This is a genomic window from Chryseobacterium sp. FW101-FHT12H09 (assembly GCF_058790395.1).
The window spans coordinates 142,646-165,459 of the sequence record NZ_JBYTCP010000003.1 but is presented as its reverse complement, the minus strand read 5'-3'; the positions used below and the strand labels follow the sequence as shown (position 1 = coordinate 165,459).

The window sequence follows — 22,814 nt, the reverse complement described above, 5'->3', positions numbered from 1 at the left end:
CTTCCTAAACATTAATTTTGCACTATCAACTATCAACTATCAACTATCAACTATCAACTTTCCATTTTCACCTTTCAACTAACAAATTATGGATGCTAACGAAATATTAGATTATTGTCTTGCTAAAAAAGGAGTCACAGAAACTTTTCCTTTTGATAATGAAACGCTTGTCATGAAAGTAGGAACAAAAATGTTTCTCCTGATGGGTTTGGAGAGGCAGCCTTTGGGAATTAATGTAAAGACAGATCCCGAATGGAGTGCTGAGCTTCGCGAACAATATCCACAGATCACCGGGGCTTATCATATGAATAAAACCCATTGGAATTCAGTTTCAGTAGATGGTTTAAAAAGAGATCTTATTTTTAAACTGATTGATCAGTCTTATGAATTGGTTTTTAATTCTTTAACGAAAAAAGCGAGGGAAGAAATTACAAATACTTAAAAATCAAATTCTTCAGTCAGTCTTTTATCTTCATCCAATCTTTCAATTAACTTTTCAAGGCCTTCAAATTTGATCTCATCATGAAGAAAATCTCTGAATTTTACCGTGATATCCTGATCATAAATATCTTCATTAAAATCAAGTATGTAGACTTCGACAGTTAAAGTATCACCGTTTACGGTTGGATTGGTTCCAACACTCAACATCCCTTTATATGTCTGACCTTTTACTTCAACTTCAACAATATAAGCTCCTTTTTTAGGTAATAACTTAATGGAATCAGTACCAATATTAGCAGTAGGATAACCAATTGTTCTTCCTATTTTCTTTCCATGAATTACTTTTCCTGAAACAGAGTAGGAGTAGCCCAACATTTCATTGGCTGCAACAATGTTTCCAGCTAAAAGTGCATTCCTGATTTTTGTAGAACTGATATTGTTTTCGTGGATATTGATTGCTTCCATTTGTTCCACTTCAAAATTCAATTCTTTTGAAAGTTTTTGAAGAAGTTCAAAATTCCCACTTTTATTTTTTCCGAAAGAATGATCGTATCCTATAATAAGGTATTTTACATTCAGCTTGTCGATAAGGATTTGACGAACAAATTCCTCTCCGGTGAGATTCCTGAATTCTTCATCAAATTCTTTTAAGAATAAATTATTGATACCATATTTATCGATCAGTAATTTCTTTTCATCTAACGTATTTAAAAGTTTTAAATCTTCATTTGGATTAAAAACAAATCTTGGATGTGGCCAAAAAGTAAGGATAGCAGTCTCTAGTTGGTTTTCTGTACCCACTTTTTTTAATTCGTCAATAATACATTTATGACCTAGATGTACTCCGTCAAACATTCCTAAAGACAATGCTAGAGGCTTTTGAGAGGAATAATCTTTAAAATTCTTGAAAACTTTCAAAACGGAAAAAATTTGACTGCAAATATAAAGCCTTTAAAATAATCTACTATAATGTATCGCAAGTTATTTTATGTTATTGTATTTTACGTTGTCTATTAAGTGTATAATTGGTTACCCTTATTATATGATGTTTATCTCATTGATCTGTAAATTAACTTCAATCCGACGCATAATTATATTAAAATTAATTGAAAATCCAAAAAATTAAAAGCCAGAATCCGAATTTTAGAGAGGTTAAAAAGTATGATAAAAATCTTTTTTTTACCAATTGCGGGTTTGTTAAGATTCATTATATTTGCACCAAGAAAAAATTTAGCAATGGCAAACCAAATTAAAGGAAAAATTTCTCAAATTATTGGTCCTGTAATCGACGTAGTTTTTAATAATGTGGAAGCAATTCCAAGTATTTATGACGCGTTAGAAATTACTAAAGGAAACGGTGAAAAAGTAGTCTTAGAGGTAGAACAACATATTGGTGAGGATACAGTAAGATGTATCGCAATGGATGCTACAGACGGTCTTCAAAGAGGGCAAGACGTAATTGGATATGGAAATCCTATTACAATGCCAATCGGTGAGGCTGTGAACGGAAGACTATTCAACGTTGTTGGTGATGCTATCGACGGGCTTCAAAATATTTCTAAAGAAGGTGGTCTGCCAATTCACAGACCAGCTCCAAAATTTGATCAACTTTCAACTTCTGCAGAAGTTTTATTTACAGGTATTAAAGTAATCGATCTAGTTGAACCTTACGCAAAAGGGGGTAAGATTGGATTGTTTGGTGGTGCTGGTGTAGGTAAAACAGTATTGATCCAGGAGTTGATTAACAATATTGCAAAAGGACACGGTGGTCTTTCTGTTTTCGCTGGAGTAGGTGAAAGAACGAGAGAAGGAAATGACCTTTTAAGAGAGATGCTAGAATCAGGAATTATCAAATATGGTGATGATTTTATGCACTCTATGGAAAACGGAGGTTGGGATCTTTCTAAAGTAGACTTAGAGGCTATGAAAGAATCTAAAGCAGCATTCGTTTTCGGACAAATGAACGAGCCACCAGGAGCAAGAGCTAGAGTAGCACTTTCTGGTCTTACATTAGCTGAATACTATAGGGATGGTGGAGAAAGTGGACAGGGTAGAGACGTTCTATTCTTCGTAGATAATATCTTCCGTTTTACACAAGCTGGTTCTGAGGTATCTGCACTTCTTGGTCGTATGCCATCTGCGGTAGGTTACCAACCAACACTTGCTTCTGAGATGGGTGCAATGCAGGAAAGAATTACTTCTACTAAGAACGGATCTATTACTTCTGTACAGGCTGTTTATGTACCTGCGGATGACTTAACTGACCCGGCTCCGGCAACTACGTTTGCTCACTTGGATGCAACAACAGTACTAGATAGAAAAATTGCTTCATTAGGTATTTATCCGGCAGTAGATCCATTGGCTTCTACTTCAAGAATCCTAGCTCCTGAAATTATCGGAGAAGAGCATTATAACTGTGCTCAAAGAGTAAAAGAAATTCTTCAAAGATATAAAGCTCTTCAAGATATCATCGCTATCCTTGGTATGGAAGAACTTTCTGAAGAAGATAAATCTGTTGTTTACCGTGCTAGAAAAGTTCAGAGATTCTTATCTCAGCCTTTCCACGTTGCAGAACAGTTTACAGGTATCCCAGGTTCATTAGTAGATATTAAAGATACTATCAAAGGATTCAACATGATTATGGATGGTGAATTAGATCATTTACCAGAAGCTGCTTTCAACTTGAAAGGAACTATTGAAGAAGCTATTGCAGCAGGACAAAAAATGTTAGCTGATAACGCTTAATAAATTAGACAAAAGATGTCAGACACAAGACATGAGACTTTAATGCTGTCTGAAATCTGAAATCTGGAATCTGAAATCTTCAAATCTAAAGAAATGAATATAAAAATTTTAACACCAGAACACGTAGTTTTTGAAGGTGAGGTAACTTCAGTATTACTGCCGGGAAAAAATGGTGAATTCCACATCATGAAAAACCACGCAGGAATCGTTTCTTCTTTAATTAACGGTAAGGTAAAATTATATGTGAATTCTATTGATGAAACGTATGCTAAAAACTTTACAAGAGAGAATGAAAAAGATTCGGTTTTTTCTTATCCTATCAAAAGCGGTGTTGTAGAATTTAATCATGATAAAGGGATTATCCTTTGTGAGTAATTAAATGAAAAGCTAAATATATTTTCAAAAAGTGTAACTTTGGTTACACTTTTTTTATGTAATGTAAAAATCTGATTTTATGAAAAAAAGTACGGTCATGTTGTTTACAGTTTTGAGTATCTTGTTTAATGCTCAGAATTTTAAAACTAAAAGGGGGATTGTAAGTCTTGATGGTGTGCACGTCGCGAAAATTTCAAATAAATCAAATCAATACACTTTTATGGATCTTAAAGAAACTCCGATCTATACAATGGAATTCATTGATAAAAGTGTTGTTGATTCTGTAAGAGATAGTTATATAACATTAAACAGGGTATATAACAGGGATAAAACAATAGAACTGGATTATATCTCTCCATCAGCTTTTTCTGGTGAAGAAAAATCGGCAGTTTATACTTCTATAAAAGGTTTGAAACTGATTGATAATAAAGGGATCAATGTTAAGAATTTAGATGAGCTTTTTACGAATATGCCTAAACGGAAGCTTGATAGTAAAACAAAAGATGCTTACGCTATAAGAAGTAAAATTGATAAACTGAAAATTGAAGTCAACAGCGTTGGCGAAATTCTAAGTAATGGTGTTCCTGTAGGGTATTTTACCAATCTACCAGTCAGCTTTGGTTCTGATGATACAATCGCCGAAAAAACCTTTGTTGATATTGAAATTTATGATGCTAAGAGTAAGTATATTGGAAAATATATTACAACCACAAAGCAGATCAAAACCGCTGGTGGGAAATCGTTTACGCTCTATAGAGAGATGTCCGGAAGGGCTTCAATATTAAAATTTCCTACCTACAAAGCTATCGCCGAACGAATGGCAATTATGGATCCTAATTTTATAAAAGTCCAAGAAAAAGTGGTAGTAGGAGCTGTGGTAAAAGATGGTGTTGAGAAATAAAAAGTAGAATCATTAGTTGAAAATTGCTGAACTATCTACGAAAAAATCAGATTACAAACTTAAAATAACACCATTATCTTTTAGCTGCTGCATAGGTTTTGAAAACCAAAATAATTCAAAATCTTCAAAACTTTCTTCAAACTGAGTTTTAAGCTGCTGAAGTGTAATTTTCTTCGCACTTTCTTTAGAATTTTCTTTAAGTATTTCCATTAACCATTCAGCTTTTTCCTGTTCCAGATCCACTTTTACAATATTGGTTTTTAAATGGAATGTAAGCTGGGTATACGGCCAGGAGTTCTGTTTTTTTGTTTTAATGTAATTCTCAGCGATCACGTTTTTATCTAAGAAAATAATTTTTGAATTTCCTTTAAATATAAAACTATCATCTTCTAAAAGACAATCGTGAATATAATCAGGGTGAATGGTTGTTTTCGGGATTTTAAAATCAAACCAATCCTGCAGAGGAATTTCAAAATTGATCCCATGCATATAATTGAATAAAGATTTCTTTAAGCCAAAACTAAATTTACTATGATCAATACCTGTTTTATCTGTAAAATCAATATCGTTATTAGCAAACAAAATTTCCTGTTTAATAGGGGTAACTCCAAACTCTTCTGGATTTAAGCCTACCGGTGAATGAGCGGTCATGGCAAACTGATGCCAAAATCCACTTTGTAAAATTCCCATTTCAAATAATTGACGAACCATCTCCAGAGAGTCGACGGTTTCCTGAACTGTTTGGGTAGGGTAGCCATACATCAGGTAAGCATGGATCATAACTCCGGCCTCAGTGAAATTTCTTGTTACCTGAGCAACCTGGTCTACCGAAATCCCTTTATCAATTAATTTTAATAAACGGTCACTGGCAACTTCCAGTCCTCCGGAAACAGCTACACAACCTGAAAGTTTTAATAAAAAACAAAGATCTTTGGTAAAGCTCTTTTCAAAGCGAATATTGGTCCACCAGGTAACTACTAAATTTCTTCGTAAAATTTCCAAAGCAACTTCTCTCATTAGAGCGGGTGGTGCTGCTTCATCTACAAAATGAAATCCTGTTTCGCCTGTACTTTTAATGAGATCTTCCATTCTGTCGACCAGAATTTTTGCAGAAATAGGCTCATAAATTTTGATATAATCTAATGATATATCACAAAAAGTACATTTGCCCCAGTAGCAGCCATGTGCCATTGTAAGTTTATTCCATCTTCCATCACTCCATAAACTGTGCATTGGATTTGCAATTTCAATAACCGAAATATATCTGTCTAGCTGTAAATCGGTATATTCAGGTGTTCCTACTTGAGCTTGCTTATAATCGTGTCTTTTCGAATTGTTCTTATAAGTTACTTTTTCATTTTCTATTAAGAAAGTCCGTTTAAATTCTGCAATTTCGGATTGGCTATTTAGATTTTCGTAAAGAAGTTCAATAGGAAGTTCACCATCATCCAGTGTAATAAAATCGAAAAATTCAAAGACTCTGGCATCTTTTACTTCTCTTAATTCTGTGTTTGGGAAGCCTCCGCCCATTGCAGTTTTAATGTGGGGAAAGTTATCTTTAATGTATTTTGCACATCTAAATGCTGCATACAAATTTCCAGGAAAAGGAATAGAAAAGCATACCAGTTTTGGCTGAGCAAATTCTAATTTTTCCTGAAGAATACTTAAGGTTATATGGTCAATAAATGTTTGGCCTCCGATCAGTTTTAAATACAATTCGTCAAAAGAATTAGCACTTTTTCCCAAACGTTCCGCATATCTGCTGAAACCAAAATCTGAATCTATATTTTCAATAATATAATCAGATAGGTCTTCTAAATATAAAGTACACAGATGTTTAGCTTTGTCCTGTAAACCCATGTTTCCGAAAGCAAATTCCATATCATCCAATTGGTTGAAACGGGAAGCTTCCGGTAAAAAATTCATGCTGCAGATCTGCCTTGCCAATGTGAAATTTTTACCTTGTAAGAAAAGTATAACCTGATCAATGGTTCTTAGATATTCTTCTCTTAAAGCAAAAATTCTCTGAGAATTTTCTGAAGTATTTTTAAGGTTAATTTTTTTATTAAAAATATTCTGAAGCCCGTCTTTTGAGAATAACTCCAAAATAACTTCAATCCCCAAATCGATCTGATAGCTGGAAATATTTTTGGTATTTAGAAAACCTTTAATATAAGCTGTTGCAGGATAAGGAGTGTTAAGTTGGGTAAAAGGCGGAGTGATAAGAAGCAGATCTTTCAATAGAAAAATTTTTACAAATTTATTTTAAATTATTATATTCTGTACTATAAAGACTAGCAGCTTATAAAATGTGAAGGTGTGAAGGTTATTTATTTAAACCAAACTTTGTAATTGTAAGATTTATTTTTTTCATCCATTCATTAGGTTTCGCAGAATAGCCTGAAGAAGCAATCGCTTTAACCCATTCAGTATAATTATTATTATCTTTTAGTTTAGTGTAGAGTTTCTTTTTTGAGAGCAGTCGACAAAAAGCCTCATAACTTTCTTTTACAGAGCCAAAGCTCTTAAATCTCGAAGAATTAATATCATTTTTCCCTAACATACCAAAATGATTGTTTAGGGTCTTACTGGCTTTACTGGTTCCCGCTCCGGATTCAACAATGGCAATAGCCAATATAACCGAACTTGGAATTCCGTACTGTTTTGAGAGATCCATAGCGATATCTTTATGATTATCGATATAGGAACGTTGAGCCGTAGCGTTAGTGAAAAAAAGCAGTAGAAAAAGGCTAATAATAGCAATTCTGATATTTTTAGAATTTTTCATATAAATTCATTTTGACGTAAATTTATTAGACAAAAAGGTCATTATATTTCAAATGACCTTTTTTATTTTTAATTAAATTTCTTTAAACTGAATATTATTTTCTTTAAGATAGCTCTCAGCCTGTTCTTTATAATGTCCACTCATTAATTTGTCGTGAATTGCTTCAAAAGCGGCAAGAGTTTCATTGATCTCAGAATCAGTATGAGATGCGGTAGGAATTAATCTTAATAGGATCATTCCTTTAGGAATTACCGGATAAACAACAACAGATGTAAATATTCTATAGTTTTCTCTTAAATCTTTTACTAAAAGAGTTGCTTCTACAGGAGTTCCCTGCATCATTACCGGAGTTACACACGTATTGCTGTCTCCAATATTGAAACCTCTTTCTTTAAGACCATTTTGTAATTTATGAGTGTTTTCCCATAATTTAGCTTTGATCTCAGGCTTTGTTCTTAAAAGCTCTAATCTTTTCAAACCTCCAATTACCATTGGCATGGTAAGAGATTTTGCAAAAATTTGAGATCTTAAATTGAATTTTAGATATCTGATGATGTCTTTGTCTCCTGCGATGAAAGCTCCAAATCCTGCCATTGATTTAGCAAAAGTAGAGAAGTATACATCAATCTGATCCTGACATCCCTGTTCTTCACCAGCCCCGGCCCCTGTTTCACCAAGAGTTCCGAATCCATGAGCATCATCTACTAATAGTCTGAAATTATATTTTGATTTCAGGTCACAGATTTCTTTAAGTTTTCCCTGTTGGCCTCTCATTCCGAAAACACCTTCAGTAACTACTAAAATACCTCCTCCTGTTTCCTGAGCTACTTTCGTCGCTCTCTGAAGGTTTTTTTCCAGACTTTCAATATCATTGTGTCTGTATGTAAATCTTTTTCCAGCATGAAGTCTTACACCGTCTACAATGCAAGCGTGAGAATCTACATCATATACAATAACATCATTTCTGCTAACCAATGCATCAATAGTGGATACCATTCCCTGGTAACCAAAATTTAATAAATAAGCGGATTCTTTTTGAACAAAGTCAGCAAGTTCTTTTTCCAACTGTAAGTGCTGTTCTGTTTCTCCAGACATTGCTCTTGCTCCCATTGGATAAAACATCCCGTATTGAGCAGCAGCTTTTGCATCAGCTTCTAATACTTCAGGATGATTACACAATCCCAAATAATCATTAGCACTCCAGAAGATTACTTCTCTTCCCTGAAACTGCATTCTAGGTCCGATAGGGCCTTCCAGTCTTGGGAAAATAAAATAACCTTCGCCATAATCTGCAAATTGTCCAAGAGGTCCTGGATTTTCTTTTATTCTGTCAAAAATATCCAACATTTTATAAGTGATTTTTTTAAGTAAAAAAGCCTTTTGTGATCTACAAAAAAGGCTTTATTTGTATGGTAATTTATTTCTATTTAATGAATTCTGTTTTAAAAACTTCATCGTAATTGTGTACACAATTATTTACAAAACCTTGCTCAGCCATCCATTTGTCACTATATACTTTAGTGATATATCTTGATCCGTGATCCGGATATATTAAAACAACAAGATCGTCTTTTGAAAATTCGTGAGATTGTGCATACTGTATCAATGCCTGTGTCACAGCTCCTGTTGTATAACCACCCATGATGGCTTCCTTTAATGCTATTTCACGAGTTCTATATGCAGACATTTCATCGTTTACCCTTACGAATTCATCTACTTTGTCAAAAAGCAAAGCAGCAGGAATCAGGTTTTTTCCCATTCCTTCAATCTGGTAAGGATGAACATCTTCTTTATTAATTTTTCCAGTTTCATGATAACTTTTCAGAATAGAACCATCTGCATCTACTCCGATAATTTTGATATCTGGATTTTTTTCTTTCAAAAATTTTCCTGATCCCGATAAAGTTCCACCAGTTCCGGTACAAGCAAAAAGATGGGTTATTTTTCCCTCCGTCTGCTCCCAAATCTCCGGTCCTGTAGTTTGGTAATGGGCATCAATATTCAACTCATTAAAATACTGATTGATATAAACGGAATTAGGCGTTTCTGAAGCAACTCTTTTTGCCACTTCATAATAAGATCTCGGGTCATTTGCTGCTACATTCGCAGGACAGACATATACCACAGCACCAAGTGCTTTCAGATAGGCAATCTTCTCCGGTTTTGTTTTGTCACTTACAGCAAGAATGCATTTGTATCCTTTGATGATGCAAACCATTGCAAGAGAGAATCCAGTGTTTCCGGAAGTGGTCTCTACAATTACAGAATCTTCTTTTAATAAACCTTTCTTCTCAGCGTTTTCTATAATATGAAGTGCGATTCTATCTTTAGTGGAATGTCCAGGATTATATGATTCTAACTTGGCATAAACAGTTGCAGGAATATCTTTCGTTACAGTATTTAGCTTCACCATAGGAGTATTTCCTATAAGGCCAAGGATATTATCGTAAACATTACTCATTATTTGTTATTTTTCAATAAAAATCTGAGGGCAAAAATACAAAAAAATAAATAATTTCTAAACTTTTGTTTGATTTCTAAGTCGCCATTAGTTAATTCGTTATTTTTCCTTCCTCAATCATTGCTCCATTATTATCGCAAATACCACACCAGTATTTTTAAAATTTGTTAAAATCGGCATAAAATGAGATAAAAGCCCTATTTTCGCGTAATTGATTTTATACTATGAAAAACTGGACTTTTAGGCAATGGAACACCGTTTTAGGGTGGGTTATTTTCGTCATTGCATTTTTCACGTACTTATCAACGATAGAACCTAAGCTTAGTTTTTGGGATTGTGGTGAGTATATTTCTTCAGCAGTTAAATTAGAAGTAACGCACGCTCCTGGAGCTGCTTTATTTCAAATTGTGGGCGCAGTAGCGGCCATTTTTGCATTAGGAAAAGGTGAAAATTATTCTATTGTCATCAATGCGATGTCCGCAATGTTCAGCGCGTTTACTATTTTATTTTTGTTCTGGACGATTACTCATTTTGTGAGAAGGCTTTTGAACAAAGATTTTGAAGAAGTAACCAAACATCAGGAAATTTCTATTTTATTTGCTGGGGTAATTGGAGCTTTATGCTTTACATTCTCGGATACCTTCTGGTTTTCTGCGGTAGAAGGGGAAGTATATTCTATGGCCTCGATGTTTATTGCACTTTTGGTCTGGCTGATTACAAAATGGGAAAATGAATACAGTGCCGCGGATAATGAGAGATGGATTATTCTTATTTTCTTTATTGTAGGACTTTCTGTAGGGGTACACATGATGTGTATGTTATCAATTCCTGCTATTTGCTTAGTATACTACACCCGGAATTATAAATTTACCTGGAAAAATTTTATCTGGGCTAACTTAATTACACTTGGAATTCTGATCATTGTATTTAAAATTATCTTCCCATTGATCATGACGATGTTTGGGAAACTTGAAATATTCTTTGTTAATGGTTTAGGACTTCCTTTCCACTCAGGAACTATTGTAGCGTTTATTCTTATGATTGTCCTTTGCTATTTAATTATTAAATATGCGAGAAGAAGTAAAAAAAATGTTTATCAAACGGTTGCATTATCTGTAGTTTATATGATGATAGGTTTTTCATGTTGGATGGTAATTCCGATAAGAGCCAACGCAAATCCACCAATGAACCTTAATGATCCGGATACAGCAATTGGTATGCTGGATTATTATAACAGAGAGCAGTATGGAGACTGGCCAACAATTTATGGACAGAACTATACAGCATTCCTTGATGCAAATGGAATTGAAAAAAATGAAGATGGAAGTTTTAAAACACAGAAAACAGGAGAGATCTTCGAAAAAGATGAAAAAACGGGGACCTACAGAAAAACAGGAGATCGTTTTAATTATGTATTCAGTAAATCCCAGGTAAGTTTAATGCCAAGGATGTTTAATGAAGATAAAGCAGTAATGGCTAATTACATTTCAATGTACGGAGCACCTGACTTTACTTTTAACTATGGAAATGAAGATGTAGCAGATAATCCTCAGGCTAAACAGATTTTTGAAGAACTAAGAAAGAAATACGAAGATAAATCTATTACAGCAACAGATTATTTAAAAGTAAAACCATATGATCTTATTACGGTTCAGAAGCCTTCTCTGGCTCAGAATATGGACTACTTTATTACTTTTCAGAACGGATATTACTTTGTAAGATACCTGTTGTGGAACTACGTGGGTAGACAGAATGATCTGGAAGGAAATATGGAAAATACAAAAGGAAACTGGATTTCAGGTTTTTCTTTTATTGACAATGCTTTGTGGGGTAATCAGGATAAAATGCCTGCTAAGTTTAAAAATGAAAGTACGGTTGCCTTTTTCTTCTTACCGTTGATCTTGGGATTAATAGGTTTCTTCTTTCAGCTTAACAGAGACTTTGGAAGGTTCTACGCTATATTATCATTATTTGTGATCACAAGTGTTGGAATCGTCTTTTATACGGGAGTAAAACCTTTTGAACCAAGAGAGAGAGATTATGCTATGGTGGGCTCCTTCTACGCATTTGCCATTTGGATAGGTTTAGGTGCAGGAGCTATCTTGTGGTTTGTACAATCTAAAATTAAATCCAACGCTGCGAATATTATTGCAGGGATCGTTTTATTGGGAGTACCTTTTATGATGGGATTCCAGAATTATAATGTACACGATAGGAGTAACAGATATACTGCCTATGATTATTCATACTCAGTGTTAAAATCCTTACCTAAAGAAGATATCTTATTTGTGTATGGAGATAATGATACGTATCCGGTTTGGGGACTTCAGGAAACAGAAAACTTCCGTGATGATGTAAAAGTAGTTAACTTTACTCTTTTATCCACTCCATGGAATATTGATCAGGTAAAGAGAAAGACATATAATGCGAATCCTATTCCTAGTCAGTTAACACATGAGGATTACAGAGATGGAGTGAATGATCAGATCTATCTGATGAAAAAAGAGGACTGGCAAAATATTTTCAGTAACCTTCAGGAACAGGGAGCTCCTTCAACAGAATTCCAATCCTTTAAAAAATACCTTACACAGGATTCTATTACCCTTAAAGAAGCAATCAATTTCATTAAGATGAAATCCCCTGAAAAGGATGAAGTACTGAAAATGATATTTGGTGAAGCACGTTATGAGAAATACAATTTTCTACCGGTAAGCAAATTTATTCTACCTGTTAATAAAGAGAATGCCTTAAAAGCAGGAATCATTAATCAGGCTGATTTACCAAATACGGTGAATCAGATCATGATCGATTATAAAGCGAATACACTCTATAAAAATAATCTGATAATGTTTGATATTCTTGCCAACTTCGATTGGAAAAGACCGATTAACTTCTCTTCTGGAGGAATCTATGACAGTGAGAATATTTTCTATTTAGATGATTATCTTCAGTTGGATGGTTTCAGTTATCGTTTGATTCCTATTCATACACCTCCAAATTCTGATGGTGATATGGGTAGAGTAGATGCCAATTCACTATATAATGTGGTGAAAAACTTCAAATGGGGTAATTTTAAAGATCTTAATGCTCATTTTGATGAAACCGCTACTTCTAATATTATCAGCTACAGAAGTGCTGCAAGTAGAGCAGCAGCTGCTCTTTCTCTAAATGGCCAAAAAGCTAAAGCGGTTGAATTATTGGATCTTGCAGCAAAAGAAATTCCTGTAGAAAAGTATAATGATCCCCGTTCATTAAGTTCTATCGTTTATGGATATATTGTGGCAGGTCAGGAGCAGAAAGGATTGAAACTGGCAGAAACACTTAAGAAAGGAATTTTTGAAGAATATGATTATTATTTAAGCCTTACTCCAAGTGAGCAAAGATATCTGAGAAGACAAATGGGGTCCAAACCAATGGAATATTCTCTTGTTGTTTCATCTGTTACTAATGCCTACAAAGCGATCGGACAAAAAGATAAAGCCTATGACTATCTTGTGAAATCGATAGAGCCAATTGATAAAAAGTTCAATGTGTTCGTAAAAGATCTTCAACAGATGGGTAAAGAGAAGGCAATGAGTGAATCTGAAAATGTACAGAAGATCACACCATTCTATCAGTACTTATTTGATATCATGGAACCTTTTGATTCTACTTATTCAAAAGAAAAGGAAAATCAGATTACTACAGCCATTATGAAAGCAACACAATAGAAAGCATAATTTTAAAAACGGAACTTGGTTCCGTTTTTTTATTGCCCTATTATTCTGTTACGCTTTTAATTAATACTAAAACAATGGAATATAATGAGTTGTATTCCATTGTTTAATTACATAAGTCCTAACGGTATTCCTAAAAAGTTAAAGTTCAAAAATAAATATTCACCATTAAGTAAATTATTTTAACAAATGTTATCAGAAAGCCTTGAAAAAAGTATCTTTGGAACTTTACTGGAGTGTATCCTGAATTTGATAAAAAATTTATTTAGAAAAGGTTATTAGAAATTAATTTTTGTATGAAGAACTGGACTTTTAAGCAATGGAACACCATTTTAGGGTGGGGAATTTTCATCATTGCACTTTTTACATATTTATCAACAATAGAGCATTATTTGAGTTTCTGGGATTGCGGAGAGTATATTTCTTCAGCAGTTAAACTAGAAGTAACACACGCTCCGGGAGCTGCTTTATTTCAGATCATGGGCGCAGTAGCTGCTATTTTTGCATTTGGAAAGGAAGATAATTATGCTATTGTCATCAATGCGATGTCTGCGCTGTTCAGCGCATTTACTATTTTATTCTTGTTCTGGACGATTACTCATTTTGTAAGAAGGCTTTTGAAAAAAGAATTTGAAGAAGTAACCAAACATCAGGAAATTTCTATTTTATTTGCAGGCGTAATTGGAGCATTATGTTTCACTTTCTCCGATACCTTCTGGTTTTCTGCGGTAGAGGGAGAAGTTTATTCAATGGCCTCGATGTTTATTGCGCTTTTGGTCTGGCTGATTACAAAATGGGAAAATGAATATAATGCGGTTGACAATGAGAGATGGATCATCCTTATCTTCTTTATTGTAGGACTTTCTGTGGGTGTGCACATGATGTGCATGTTATCAATTCCTGCTATTTGCTTAGTATACTACACCCGAAATTATAAATTTACCTGGAAAAATTTTATCTGGGCGAATTTAATTACACTTGGTATCCTGATCATTGTATTTAAAATTATCTTCCCATTGATCATGACGATGTTTGGGAAACTTGAAATATTTTTTGTTAATGGTTTAGGACTTCCTTTCCACTCAGGAACTATCGTAGCGTTTATTCTTATGATTGTCCTTTGTTATTTAATTATTAAATATGCGAGAAGAAGTAAAAAAAATGTTTATCAAACGGTTGCATTATCTGTAGTTTATATGATGATAGGTTTTTCATGTTGGATGGTAATTCCGATCAGAGCCAATGCAAATCCACCAATGAACCTTAATGATCCGGATACAGCAATTGGTATGCTGGATTATTATAACAGAGCTCAGTATGGAGACTGGCCAACGATTTACGGACAGAACTATACAGCATTCCTTGATGCAAATGGGATTGAAAAAAATGAAGATGGAAGTTACAAGACGCAAAAGACCGGTGACATTTATGAAAAAGATGAAAAAGCGGGTATCTACAGAAAAACGGGAGATCGTTTTAATTATGTATTCAGTAAATCCCAGGTAAGTTTAATGCCTAGGATGTTTAATGAAGATAAGGATGTAATGGCTAATTACATTTCAATGTATGGAGCACCTGATTTTACTTTTAATTATGATAACGAAGAGGTAGCAGATAATCCTCAGGCTAAACAGATTTTTGAAGAACTAAGAAAGAAATATGAAGATAAATCTATTACTGCATCAGATTATTTAAAAGTAAAAGAATATGATCTAATAAAGGTTCAAAAACCTTCCCTGGCTCAGAATATGGATTATTTCTTTACCTTTCAGAACGGATATTATTTCGCCAGATACCTGATGTGGAACTTTGTCGGAAGGCAAAATGACAGGGAAGGTCACATGGAAAGTACCAATGGGAATTGGATCTCAGGTTTTTCTTTTATTGACAATGCTTTGTGGGGTAATCAGGATAAAATGCCTGCTAAGTTCAAAAATGAAAGTACAGTTGCCTTTTTCTTCTTACCGTTGATCTTGGGATTAATAGGTTTCTTCTTTCAGTTAAACAAAGATTTTGGAAGGTTCTATGCATTGCTGTCTTTATTTATATTGACAGGAGCTGGAATTGTTTTTTATACCGGAGTAAAGCCCTTTGAAGTTAGAGAAAGGGATTATGCTATGGTGGGCTCCTTCTATGCATTTGCCATTTGGATAGGTTTAGGTGCAGGAGCTATTTTATGGTTCTTGCAATCTAAAATAAAGTCGAATGGAGCAAATATCGCAATAGGAGTACTCTTATTAGGAGTGCCATTTATGATGGGCTTCCAGAACTACAATGTACATGACCGTAGTCGTAAATCTGCGGCTCATGATTATGCTTATTCATTTATAAAGTCTTTACCAAAAGAGGATATTATATTTCTTTACGGAGATAATGATACATTTCCGGTTTGGGCAATTCAGGAGACAGAAAGATTGCGTGATGATGTAAAATCAGTTAATTTCACGTTACTTTCGACTCCGTGGTATTGTGATCAGGTAAAAAGAAAGACGTATAATGCGGATCCTATTCCGGGACAGCTGACCCATGATGATTATAAAGACGGGGTTAATGATCAGATCTATGTAATGAAAAAGGAAAACTGGCAGAATATTTTCAGTAACCTTCAGGAGCAGGGAGCACCTTCAACAGAACTTCAATCTTTTAGAAAATATCTTACTCAGGATTCTATTACCCTTAAAGAAGCAATGAGTTTCCTTAAGATGAAATCTCCGGAGAAGGATGAGATTTTGAAAATGATTTTTGGAGAAACACATTATGAGAAATACAATTTCTTACCGGTAAGCAAATTTATTCTACCTGTTAATAAAGAAAATGCCTTAAAAGCAGGAATCATCAATCAGGCGGATTTACCGAATACAGTAAATCAGATCATGATCGATTATAAGGCAAATACACTTTTTAAAGGAAACCTTATGATGTTTGATATTTTTGCCAATTTCGATTGGAAGAGACCGATTAACTTCTCCTCAGGAGGGGTCTATGACAGTGAGAATATTTTTTATCTGGATGATTATTTGCAGTTTGATGGCTTCAGTTATCGACTGGTTCCTATTCATACACCTCCAAATCCTGAAGGCGATATGGGTAGAGTAGATGCCAATTCACTATACAATGTGGTGAAGAACCTTAAATGGGGCAATTTTAAGGATCTTAAAAATCATTACGATGAAACAGCAACATCGAATATTATAGGCTATAGATCAACAGTTAGCAGAGCTGTGGGAGCATTATCTTCAAGTGGCCAAAAAGCTAAAGCGGTTGAATTATTGGATCTTGCAGCAAAAGAAATTCCTGTAGAAAAGTATAATGATCCCCGTTCCTTAAGTTCTCTTGTTTATGGATATATTGTGGCAGGTCAGGAACAGAAAGGATTGAAACTGGCAGAAACACTTAAGAAAGGAATTTTTGAAGAATATGATTATTATGCAAGTCTTAGTCGTGGTGAACAAAAGTATTTAAGGAGACAAATGGGATCCAAACCGATGGAATATTCTCTTGTTGTTTCATCTGTTACTAATGCCTACAAAGCGATCGGACAAAAAGATAAAGCCTATGACTACCTTGTGAAATCTATAGAACCTATTGACAAAAAGTTCAATGTGTTTGTGAAAAACCTCCGACAGATGGGTAAAGAGAAAGCTATGAGTGAATCTGAAAATGTACAGAAGATCACGCCATTCTATCAGTATTTATTTGATATCATGGAACCTTTTGATTCTACTTATTCCAAGAAAAAAGAAGATCAGATTACCACATCTATGATGAAAGCAACACAATAGAAAATATATTTAAAACGGAACTTCGGTTCCGTTTTTGTTATTGTATTCATAAATTTTTAAGATTATATTTGTGCCATTAAAGAAGCACAATGTCAGAAAGAACAAATAAACTCCCAATTTATGCTGTAATTTTTACAGTTATTTTTAAGCTCCTCTTTTTATTGACGCACCATATTCAGGAAGACGCATTCATCACCTGGAGAGTTGCTCAAAACCTAATGGATTATGGGGTGATTGGATTTAATGGCGAAACCAGAATTTCAGCGTCAACAACCCATTTATATGTTTTTGTTTCTTATCTGTTCAATCTTATATTTGGGAAAGAATATTTCATTGAGCCTCTTCTTATTTTTAATTCAATTCTTTTCACAATAGGGAGTTTGTTTTTATCTCATTTACTCCTAAAAAATCCCTGGCATAAAGCAATTTTTATTTTCCTGTTTGGGATATTACCGCCTTCTATAAAAATTTCTATCCTGGGCATGGAATATGGGATTCTCTTCTTTTTAGAAATGGCTTTGCTGTATTATGGGTTTAAAAAAGAAAAAAAATGGGCGTTTATAGTACTTCCGATACTGATCTTATTTACAAGAATTGATACCGTAATTTTCCTGGGAATCGTTTTTTTAATTGATATTTTCTGGAATAAAAAAATAAGATGGAGCTATATCATAGGTGGTGTATTAGGTGTTTCTGTTGCCCTTGCTTTTAACTGGTTTTATTTCGGCGAATGGGTTAATAATACCATTGTTGCCAAAAAACTTCTTTACGACAAGAATTTTACATTTAGCCAGGATGTGGAATATTTTATGACCAATTACGGAAACTTCTGGGGCATGTTAAAATTACCTGGAAATTTCAATCCATTCACCATACTTGTTCTGATCTTTGAACTGGTTTGTTTTATATTTCTGATCCGTCAGAAAGAAAAAAGAAATTATTTTCTATGGATGATCTTTCTTTTCGGTTGGGTAAAACAATTGATCTTTCTGTCCCAAAAAAGTCTTTTTGATTGGTATTACTGGGTTCCGCAGATCTTACTTTTTGTTCCTGTTTTAATATTTGTATTGGAGCAAAAGGTTAAAAGAAACCTATGGCTGTTTCTGCTAATTATCATCTATATTCTACCCATGTTGCTTTTTCAGACTATTCATTCTATTGCAACAGGAAATGGGGAATGGAATTACAGAAGGTCAATTGGAATATCTCTAAACTTTTACGAGAAAGATAAAAAGCAATGGATATTATTGGAACCGGCAGGATATATTCCTTATTTCTCGGGATTAAAGACCATTGATGAAGTAGGATTGGTAGATAAGAAGATTCAGAGTGAAATAAAGAAGGATAAAGCACATTACTGGATTAATACCGTAAAAAACAGGAAACCAAAATATCTGCTTTCGTACAATGATTTATTTAAGACTCCGGATGCTGAATATTATAAGACCCACTATAGATTATTAGAAGAATTCAGAATTAAGGATCATCTTAAAAGTAACAATACAATTCTTGAAAAGATTTATAAGCTGAAACCTTCGGGAACGGATTATAATTTATATGTGAGAATTAAGAATTGAGGATTAGTTATTATTTCGCTAAATTCATTACCTACAACCTTTAATCTGCAACCTAATATAATATAAAACTAAAAATATGAAATACTGTGCTTTTCTTAGAGGTGTCAATGTAAAAGGAACAAATATGAAAATGGTTGATGTCTGCAAGGTTTTTAAAGATGCAGGAATGGAAAATGTAAGTTCTATTTTGGCATCAGGAAATATTGTTTTTTCTTCAGAGAAGAATGTATCCGATTTAAAGAAAATTCTTGAGAAATCAATGTCGGAGTATTTTTCTTACGAAGCTTTTTTGTTTATTAAATCTTTAAAAGAGATAGAGAATTTCTGGAGTGGAAACCCTTTTGAAAAAAATGAAAATTTCCATAGTTATACTTTTGTTGGAAATAAAGGAGTAGAAGCGGTTTTAATGAAAGAATTTGAAGAGTCTTCTAAGGTTGAAAATGAAAAAGGAGAAATCATTAATGATATTTTTTACTGGCAGGTTCCTAAAGGAAATACGTTAGATTCCAGCTTTGGTAAAATTTTAGGTAAAAAAAGCATGAAAGACCAGTTTACAAGCAGAAATATCAATACTTTTGAAAAGATTTTAAAAAAAATGAATTCTTAATAACAGTATCATTTCTTAATTGTTTTATTAAAACCTTACTATTAAAATTTTGTTTAGACTCTTAATACTATTAAGGTTTTAAATTATTTCCGATTCTGAAACTTTATAAGTATTTTTACTGAACTTTTAATTATAATAAAATGATTCAGTATTTAGATAATATCCAACACAAAGATTCAAAAAACTTTTTTCTTACAGCAGGTCCTTGTATTATTGAAGGGGAAGATATGGCGTTGAGGATTGCAGAGAAGATAATAGAAATTACCAATAAATATAACATTCCATATATTTTTAAAGGAAGCTTTAAGAAAGCTAACAGAAGTAGAGTAGATTCATTTACTACTATTGGTGAGGAAAAATCTTTAGAAATTCTAAAAAAAGTTGGAGAGACTTTTAATATTCCAACCACTACAGATATTCATGAAAATGAGCACGCAGCATTAGCGGCTCAGTATGTAGATGTTTTACAGATCCCTGCATTTCTAGTACGTCAGACCGATCTATTGGTTGCTGCAGCAGAAACAGGAAAATGTGTTACCTTGAAAAAAGGACAATTCCTTTCTCCGGAATCCATGAAATTTGCTGTTCAGAAAATAACGGATTCTAATAATCAGAAAGTAGCGATCATTGAAAGAGGAAACTCTTTCGGATATACAGATTTAATCGTTGATTATAGAGGTATTCCAACGATGAGACAATATGCGCCTGTTATTCTGGATGTTACGCATTCTCTACAACAGCCTAATCAAAACTCTGGTGTTACAGGAGGAAGACCGGACTTAATTGAAACCATTGCTAAAGCAGGAATTGCTGTTGGAGCAGATGGACTTTTTATAGAAACACATCCTACACCAGAAACTGCATTATCTGATGGAGCCAACATGTTAAGATTAGATTTATTAGAAGATTTGTTACAAAAATTAACAAGAATTAGAGAATCGATTTTGTAGTTGTTAAAAAATACTTAATTTTAGAAATTCTTAAAACATTTCTTTTGAAAAAACTAGTTTTACCACTGAGCCTTATGGTTCCCATGTTAGTGTTCTCTCAAACAAAAAAGAAAGATACTACAAAAGTCACAGATATTGAGGAAGTCGTGTTCCAGAAAAAAGTCGTAGGACGAACAACTGACCTTAGTACTGTAAAAATTTCAGCTAAAGACGCTAAAAATGTTGCTAGTATTTCCGGAGGAATAGAAGGGATCCTTAAAACCCTGCCATCCGTAAACTCCAACACAGAGCTTTCTTCGCAATATATGGTTCGTGGTGGAAACTATGATGAAAACCTTATTTATATTAATGATATTGAAATTTACAGACCTTTCCTGATTAGAAATTCTCAACAGGAGGGATTGAGTATCATTAATCCGGATATGGTGTCAACAGTTAATTTCTCGGCAGGAGGTTTTGAACCAAGATATGGAGATAAAATGTCTTCTGCTTTAAATATCTATTATCGGGAACCCGAAAAATTTGAGCTTTCAGGAGAAGCAAGTTTAATTGGTGGAAGATTGACTGCAGGTTTAGCTTCAAAGAATAAAAAACTGACAGCCTTATTTTCTGGAAGATACAGAAATACAAACCTTGTTCTGAATACTTTGAAAGAAGATACTAACTTTAATCCTACTTATTGGGATTTCCAGTCTTATATTAACTATCATATCAATCCGAAGCTAAGTCTCTCATTCGTAGGATACTATTCTAAGAATGATTACGAAATGATCCCCAAAGAAAGAAGTGTTGATTTTGGAAGTCTTCAAAGACCTCTTAATCTAACTGTTTTTTATGCTGGAAAAGAAAATGACAAGTATAAAAACATGATGGGAACTCTTTCTATGAACTACAAACCATCAGATCAATGGAAGTTCACCTTGGATGCTTTTGCGTACCAAAACCGTGAAAGAGAATATTATTCTATACAATCTCAATATATACTACAGACCTTTGATCCTATCACAGGAGCACCTCTTACAACATATGATACAGGAGGACAAATAGATCATGCAAGAAATGACCTTTTTGTAAGGACTTATGGAACACAGCTCAGAGGACGTTTTTCACCTAATGTAAACACAGATATTGAAGTTGGATTTAAATTTGAAAAAGAAAATCTGAAAGATCTTACCAATGAATGGAAATTGGTAGACTCTGCGGGATATAGTACTCCGGTAGCTATTGATGATCCAAGATTTGGAACTCCTGGAGATCTTAAATTATTCTACAGAATAGCTGGTCAAAATGCCATTGAACCCACAAGGTTATCTGCTTACGCACAATATTCACAGAAATTTTACTGGGGAACGAAAAAAGTTTTCATTAATGCTGGAGCAAGAGTTTCTCACTGGAGTTTTAATAATGAGACTATTTTCTCTCCACGTGTGCAATTTGCTGTTAAACCTGATTGGGAAACTGATATGCTTTTCAGGCTTTCAGGAGGGGTATATTATCAGGCACCTTTCTACAAAGAAATTAAAGATCTGGATGGAAACTTTAACAATACAATAAAATCTCAGCGTTCGTTACAGGTGATTTTAGCGAATGATTATGAATTCCAGATGTATGACCGTCCATTTAAATTGACGACAGAAGCTTACTATAAAAAAATGGATGATCTTATTCCATACTACATGGATAATGTAAGAATCCGTTATTCTGGTAATAATAATGCTACTGGTTATGCTTATGGAATTGATACCAGATTATTTGGTGAATTTGTACCAGGGATCGATTCTTGGTTATCTGCAAGTTATGCCAGAGTGTATGAAAATATTGATGGGAAAGGAAATATTCCAAGACCTACCGATCAAAGGTTAAGGTTTGCGATGTTCTATCAGGATTATATGCCTCAATATCCTTCAATGAGGGTGAATCTTACACTAACTTATGCAATGGGACTACCAACTGGAGCACCAATTATATTAGACCAGAATGGTGCGCCTGACGTAAATGCTGCTTATCAATATCAGAGAACATTACCTTCCTATAAAAGAGTGGATATCGGGTTGTCTAAAGTATTTATCGATTCTAAAGATAAAAAGCAGAAATATGGATTCTGGGGCAATTTTGAAGAATTAATTTTGGGAGTACAGGTTTTCAATGCATTTAATATTAGAAATACAGTAGCCAATCAATGGATTACAGATGCGAATACCAATTTTATGTATCCTGTTCCAGTTCGATTAACAGGAAGATTCTTTAATGTGAAACTTGAATTTAAGATTAAATAAATAGTTATTTGGCAGCAGATATAAAGTATTAAGTAGCAAAGGTTGGAAATCTGCTCAATCTGCATAATCCGCGAGAAATAAAGACAATATAAACTTCTGAAATTTTCAGGAGTTTTTTATTTGCTGTTTTCCGAATTTTATAACAACATTACATAATTTTATAACAATTGCTAGAAAGTTATTTTTACCTTTGCT

15 protein-coding genes are annotated in these 22,814 nt (G+C 33.8%); 10 read left to right on the top strand and 5 right to left on the bottom strand.

Features of this window, described 5'->3' with window-relative positions; genetic code table 11:
• Positions 1 to 88: 88 nt before the first annotated feature.
• Complete coding sequence (locus tag AC3WRL_RS11445; RefSeq protein WP_214824533.1) at positions 89 to 442, top strand: MmcQ/YjbR family DNA-binding protein; 354 nt, start codon at positions 89 to 91, stop codon at positions 440 to 442.
• On the opposite strand, the gene AC3WRL_RS11440 is transcribed toward AC3WRL_RS11445, so the two are convergent.
• Positions 439 to 1,359 (bottom strand): bifunctional riboflavin kinase/FAD synthetase, encoded by a 921-nt coding sequence (locus AC3WRL_RS11440; protein WP_214824536.1) that lies wholly within the window; start codon positions 1,357 to 1,359, stop codon positions 439 to 441. The two genes, AC3WRL_RS11445 and AC3WRL_RS11440, sit on opposite strands and share 4 nt — an antisense overlap.
• 318 nt (positions 1,360 to 1,677) lie before the next feature.
• Between AC3WRL_RS11440 and atpD the strand changes: the two genes are divergently transcribed.
• The 3 genes from atpD (at position 1,678) to AC3WRL_RS11425 (ending at position 4,462) form a co-directional block, all read left to right on the top strand.
• Positions 1,678 to 3,186, top strand: a complete 1,509-nt coding sequence (gene atpD, locus AC3WRL_RS11435) for a F0F1 ATP synthase subunit beta (protein ID WP_214824539.1) — start codon at positions 1,678 to 1,680, stop codon at positions 3,184 to 3,186.
• A gap of 93 nt (positions 3,187 to 3,279) precedes the next feature.
• The gene (locus AC3WRL_RS11430) at positions 3,280 to 3,561 is read left to right on the top strand and encodes a FoF1 ATP synthase subunit delta/epsilon (protein ID WP_214824541.1); all 282 of its coding nucleotides are present in this window, start codon (positions 3,280 to 3,282) and stop codon (positions 3,559 to 3,561) included.
• Positions 3,562 to 3,640: 79 nt separating this feature from the next.
• Positions 3,641 to 4,462: a hypothetical protein gene (locus AC3WRL_RS11425; protein ID WP_214824544.1), complete on the top strand. Its 822-nt coding sequence runs from the start codon at positions 3,641 to 3,643 to the stop codon at positions 4,460 to 4,462.
• Between the two features lie 51 nt (positions 4,463 to 4,513).
• Here AC3WRL_RS11425 and AC3WRL_RS11420 read toward each other — a convergent pair whose 3' ends face one another.
• The 4 genes from AC3WRL_RS11420 to AC3WRL_RS11405 form a co-directional block, all read right to left on the bottom strand.
• The gene (locus AC3WRL_RS11420) at positions 4,514 to 6,703 is read right to left on the bottom strand and encodes a B12-binding domain-containing radical SAM protein (protein ID WP_492330330.1); all 2,190 of its coding nucleotides are present in this window, start codon (positions 6,701 to 6,703) and stop codon (positions 4,514 to 4,516) included.
• 85 nt (positions 6,704 to 6,788) lie between these two features.
• The gene (locus AC3WRL_RS11415; protein ID WP_261512369.1) at positions 6,789 to 7,250 is read right to left on the bottom strand and encodes a glucosaminidase domain-containing protein; all 462 of its coding nucleotides are present in this window, start codon (positions 7,248 to 7,250) and stop codon (positions 6,789 to 6,791) included.
• 72 nt (positions 7,251 to 7,322) lie between these two features.
• Positions 7,323 to 8,594, bottom strand: coding sequence for an aminotransferase class I/II-fold pyridoxal phosphate-dependent enzyme (locus AC3WRL_RS11410; protein WP_214826172.1), 1,272 nt, complete (start codon positions 8,592 to 8,594; stop codon positions 7,323 to 7,325).
• A gap of 79 nt (positions 8,595 to 8,673) precedes the next feature.
• On the bottom strand, positions 8,674 to 9,711 hold the full coding sequence (locus AC3WRL_RS11405; protein WP_214824551.1) for a PLP-dependent cysteine synthase family protein: 1,038 nt from the start codon (positions 9,709 to 9,711) through the stop codon (positions 8,674 to 8,676).
• 224 nt (positions 9,712 to 9,935) lie between these two features.
• On the opposite strand from AC3WRL_RS11405, the gene AC3WRL_RS11400 reads away from it, so the two are divergent.
• The 6 genes from AC3WRL_RS11400 (at position 9,936) to AC3WRL_RS11375 (ending at position 22,619) form a co-directional block, all read left to right on the top strand.
• Positions 9,936 to 13,421 carry a glycosyltransferase family 117 protein gene (locus AC3WRL_RS11400; RefSeq protein WP_492330329.1) on the top strand — a complete coding sequence of 1,162 codons (3,486 nt, stop codon included), beginning with the start codon at positions 9,936 to 9,938 and terminating at the stop codon, positions 13,419 to 13,421.
• Positions 13,422 to 13,723: 302 nt separating this feature from the next.
• On the top strand, positions 13,724 to 17,209 hold the full coding sequence (locus AC3WRL_RS11395; RefSeq protein ID WP_492330328.1) for a glycosyltransferase family 117 protein: 3,486 nt from the start codon (positions 13,724 to 13,726) through the stop codon (positions 17,207 to 17,209).
• A gap of 89 nt (positions 17,210 to 17,298) precedes the next feature.
• Positions 17,299 to 18,786 carry a DUF8728 domain-containing protein gene (locus AC3WRL_RS11390; RefSeq protein ID WP_492330327.1) on the top strand — a complete coding sequence of 496 codons (1,488 nt, stop codon included), beginning with the start codon at positions 17,299 to 17,301 and terminating at the stop codon, positions 18,784 to 18,786.
• A gap of 76 nt (positions 18,787 to 18,862) precedes the next feature.
• The gene (locus AC3WRL_RS11385; protein WP_261512366.1) at positions 18,863 to 19,393 is read left to right on the top strand and encodes a DUF1697 domain-containing protein; all 531 of its coding nucleotides are present in this window, start codon (positions 18,863 to 18,865) and stop codon (positions 19,391 to 19,393) included.
• Positions 19,394 to 19,533: 140 nt separating this feature from the next.
• Positions 19,534 to 20,343 (top strand): 3-deoxy-8-phosphooctulonate synthase, encoded by an 810-nt coding sequence (gene kdsA / locus AC3WRL_RS11380; RefSeq protein WP_214824561.1) that lies wholly within the window; start codon positions 19,534 to 19,536, stop codon positions 20,341 to 20,343.
• 44 nt (positions 20,344 to 20,387) lie between these two features.
• The gene (locus tag AC3WRL_RS11375; RefSeq protein WP_214824562.1) at positions 20,388 to 22,619 is read left to right on the top strand and encodes a TonB-dependent receptor plug domain-containing protein; all 2,232 of its coding nucleotides are present in this window, start codon (positions 20,388 to 20,390) and stop codon (positions 22,617 to 22,619) included.
• The last annotated feature ends 195 nt before the right edge of the window (positions 22,620 to 22,814 follow it).

What these genes read in the sequence shown, in the direction of transcription:
- AC3WRL_RS11400 (WP_492330329.1), top strand. Translation starts at nt 9,936, where the DNA reads ATGAAAAACTGGACTTTTAGGCAATGGAACACCGTTTTAGGGTGGGTT.
- kdsA (WP_214824561.1), top strand. Translation starts at nt 19,534, where the DNA reads ATGATTCAGTATTTAGATAATATCCAACACAAAGATTCAAAAAACTTT.
- AC3WRL_RS11390 (WP_492330327.1), top strand. Translation starts at nt 17,299, where the DNA reads ATGTCAGAAAGAACAAATAAACTCCCAATTTATGCTGTAATTTTTACA.
- atpD (WP_214824539.1), top strand. Translation starts at nt 1,678, where the DNA reads ATGGCAAACCAAATTAAAGGAAAAATTTCTCAAATTATTGGTCCTGTA.
- AC3WRL_RS11445 (WP_214824533.1), top strand. Translation starts at nt 89, where the DNA reads ATGGATGCTAACGAAATATTAGATTATTGTCTTGCTAAAAAAGGAGTC.
- AC3WRL_RS11430 (WP_214824541.1), top strand. Translation starts at nt 3,280, where the DNA reads ATGAATATAAAAATTTTAACACCAGAACACGTAGTTTTTGAAGGTGAG.
- AC3WRL_RS11425 (WP_214824544.1), top strand. Translation starts at nt 3,641, where the DNA reads ATGAAAAAAAGTACGGTCATGTTGTTTACAGTTTTGAGTATCTTGTTT.
- AC3WRL_RS11385 (WP_261512366.1), top strand. Translation starts at nt 18,863, where the DNA reads ATGAAATACTGTGCTTTTCTTAGAGGTGTCAATGTAAAAGGAACAAAT.
- AC3WRL_RS11415 (WP_261512369.1), bottom strand. Translation starts at nt 7,250, where the DNA reads ATGAAAAATTCTAAAAATATCAGAATTGCTATTATTAGCCTTTTTCTA.
- AC3WRL_RS11395 (WP_492330328.1), top strand. Translation starts at nt 13,724, where the DNA reads ATGAAGAACTGGACTTTTAAGCAATGGAACACCATTTTAGGGTGGGGA.
- AC3WRL_RS11405 (WP_214824551.1), bottom strand. Translation starts at nt 9,711, where the DNA reads ATGAGTAATGTTTACGATAATATCCTTGGCCTTATAGGAAATACTCCT.